2 protein-coding genes and 1 pseudogene are annotated in these 3152 nt (G+C 71.5%); 1 reads left to right on the top strand and 2 read right to left on the bottom strand.

All coding sequences use genetic code 11. From position 1 onward, the window contains the following. On the top strand, positions 1 to 1263 hold a 1263-nt coding region (locus B7X32_RS19840), incomplete at its 5' end, for a cation-translocating P-type ATPase (protein ID WP_292723702.1). A gap of 354 nt (positions 1264 to 1617) precedes the next feature. Here B7X32_RS19840 and B7X32_RS19845 read toward each other — a convergent pair. Together B7X32_RS19845 and B7X32_RS19850 are read right to left on the bottom strand one after the other, a co-directional pair. After that, a complete protein-coding gene (locus B7X32_RS19845; RefSeq protein ID WP_292723704.1) occupies positions 1618 to 3003 on the bottom strand; it encodes an MFS transporter in 1386 nt (461 codons plus the stop codon). Between the two features lie 5 nt (positions 3004 to 3008). Beyond that, positions 3009 to 3152, bottom strand: a pseudogene (locus B7X32_RS19850) (aldo/keto reductase); the annotation flags it as partial.

A 3152-nucleotide genomic window follows, 5' to 3' on the forward strand; every position in this document is an offset into this window, starting at 1 on the left:
GAGAACACCACGTTCGCCCGGATCATCGCCCTCGTCGAAGACGCCGAGGACTCCCGCGCCCCCGTCCAGCGCCTGGCCGACAAGGTCGCCACCTGGCTCATCCCGATCATCATCGTGTTCCTCATCGTGGTGTTCCTCGTCACGCGGGACGTGAGCAAGGTCGTCACCCTGATGATCTTCACCTCGCCCGCCGAGCTCGCGCTGGCCACCCCGATGGTGATCATCGCCGCGATCGCCCGCGCCGCCCGCAGCGGCATCCTCGTCAAGGGCGGCATCTACCTGGAGAGCCTGGCCCGGGCGACCACGGTCGTCTTCGACAAGACCGGGACGCTGACCGCCGGCACCCCCGAGGTCAGCGCGATCCGCGTCGCCGACGGCACCACGACCGAGGCGGAGCTGCTGCGCCTGGCCGCGGGCCTGGACCGCCGCTCCAGCCACCCGCTCGCCGAGGCGATCGTCGCCCACGCCCGCCAGACCGGCCTCGCCATCCCCGAGCCCAGCGCCTTCCAAGTCGTGCCCGGCCGGGGCGTCACCGGCAGCGTCGAAGGCCGCGCCGTCCTGGTCGGCAACGCGGCCCTGCTCGCCGACGCCGGCATCGCCGTGCCCGCCGACGCCGCGACCGGCACCGTCATCCACGTCGCCGCCGACGGCCGCCTACTGGGCAGCATCGCCCTCGAAGACCAGATCCGGCCCGGCGCGAAGGACGCCATCGACGCGCTGCGCGCCAACGGCGTCAAGCGCATCGCCATGCTCACCGGCGACAACGCCACCGTCGCCGCCCGGGTCGCCGACCAGCTCGGCATCGACGAGGTCCACGCCGACCTCCTGCCCGAGGACAAGGTCGAGGCGATCCGGGCAATGCAGGCCCGCGGCGAACGCGTCGCCATGGTCGGCGACGGCATCAACGACGCCCCCGCCCTCGCCCTGGCCGAGACCGGCATCGCGATGGGCGGCGGCGGCACCCAAGCCGCGATCGAAGCCGCCGACATCGCCCTGATGACCGACGACCTCAGCAAGATCGTGGGCGTGCGCGCGATCGCCCGCCGCGCCTACCGCACCATCCAGGAGAACCTGTTCGTCGGCGTCGGCGTCGTCCACATCCTCGGCATCACCGCCGCACTGCTGGGCTGGATCGGCCCCATCCAGGCCGCCATCATCCACCTCGGCCCCGACATCCTCGTCTTCCTCAACTCCACCAAACTGCTCTCCATCCGCATCAAGACCGGACCCGACACCATCCTCCAGCCGCTCAATCGGGGCTAGGCGAGCGGACAACGAGGGCAACAGGGTCGGTCGGAAATTATGTGTGTGAGCGCCTCCGCTAGTTGGTGGTGGGCCAGTCTGTGACCGTGTTCCAGCAGCAGGACGTTGAGGACGTTCCTCCAGTTGTTGATCCGGCCAGTCGGGTTCTGGACACCGGATTTCCCGGGGTTCTTGCGTTTGATCTCGAGATACAGGACCTTGCGTGGGACTGCTCGTCTCGGACGTGACATGGGATGCGCTCCTTCCTCGCCGCCGCACTCCGGCCGTGCCGGATCTCATGCGGCGGATCTCCTGGCAGGCTACGCACGAGTCGGAGGCCCATGGGGGCGCTGTCGGCACGCGCCCGGCCCGCTCTCAGTGTGGGACGTGCCGGAGTGCGAGACTCCACAGGGTCGTGATCGCCACGAGCACGGCGATGGCGATCACGCTGATGCGCAGGCCGGTCACGAAGCTGGCTTGTCCGGCGATGACCGCGCCGACGGCGGCGACGCCGAGGGAGCCGCCCATCTGGCGGACCATGTTCAGCACGCCGCTGGCGGTGCCGGCCCGGGAGGCGGGCACGCTGTCGATGAGGAGGCTGGTCAGCGGCGGGACTGTCAGGGCGCCGCCGACCCCGACCGGGATCATCAGCAGCGCGACGACCCAGCTCGGGGCCGACGCCGGCATGCCGGCCAGGGCGAGGAGCCCGACGACCATGAGCGCCTGGCCGCCGACGATCGGCACGCGCAGCCCGAACCGGGCGGTCACCCGGGGCACCAGCGGGCTGAGGGCGGCCACGCACGCGGTCATCGGCAGGAACAGCAGCCCGGAGACCAGCGGGGACTGACCGCGCAACTGCTGGAAGTAGAGGCTCTGGACGAAAACGACGCCGTAGAAGCCGACCATGCCGATGAACGCGGCGGCCAGCGCGACGATGACGGGGGTGGAGCGGAACAGGTCCGGCGGCACCATCGGGTGGTCGCCGCGCCGCTGGGCGAGGAGGAACACGATGACGGCGATGACGAACACGGCGAACGCGGCGAGGATCGTGGGCTGTCCGTAGCCGGTGTTGCCGCCTTCGATGATCGCGTAGGTGAGCGCGGCGAGCCCGGTGACGGCGGCGATCTGCCCGGTCCAGTCGAAGGGGCGGGGGTGGCGCGGGGAGGTGCCGACCCGGGCGAGGATCAGCAGGGCGAGGATGCCGACCGGCAGGTTCAGGTCGAAGATGATCCGCCAGTTGACCTGGGTCAGCGCGCCGCCGACGATCGGGCCGGCCGCGGCGGCGATGGAGCCGCCCATCGCCCAGTAGGCGATCGCCCGGGCACGCTGGCCGGCGTCCTCGTACGCCTCGCGGATCAGCGCGAGCGCGGTCGGGGTGATCATCGCCGCGCCGAGGCCCTGGACGAAGCGGGCGCCGATCAGCACCCCCAAGGACGGGGCGAGCCCGCAGGCGGCCGAGGCGAGGACGAACAGGATCATCCCGGCGCCGTAGGCGCGTTTGGCGCCGAGGCGCTCGGCGAAGGTGCCGGCGAACAGGATCAGGGCGGAGAACATCAGCGTGTAGCCGGTGACGATCCACTGCAGCCCGGCAAGGCCGCCGCCGAGGTCGGTGCGGATGGACGGCAGGGCGACGTTGACGACCTGGGAGTCCAGGGCGACGACGAAGAAGCCGAGCATCGCGACGCCGAGCGCGGCGCCCGGGTGGGCCGGCCGGGGCGCCCGGGAGGCCGCCGCGGCCGGACTCGCGTCGGTTTCGGTCATCGGGGTCAGGAGTTGTCGACGGCCTTGGGGAAGCTGCGGGTGTTCAGCAGCTCCGGGTCCGGCCCGCCGCGCAGCCCGGTGTCGAGTCGGTCGATCGCGGCGAGGTCCTCCGCGGTGAGACGGAAGCCGAACACGTCGAGGTTCTCGGC

It is taken from the genome of Microbacterium sp. 13-71-7 (genome assembly GCF_002257455.1).
GTDB lineage: Bacteria > Actinomycetota > Actinomycetes > Actinomycetales > Microbacteriaceae > Microbacterium.

What these genes read in the sequence shown, in the direction of transcription:
- B7X32_RS19845 (WP_292723704.1), bottom strand. Translation starts at nt 3,003, where the DNA reads ATGACCGAAACCGACGCGAGTCCGGCCGCGGCGGCCTCCCGGGCGCCC.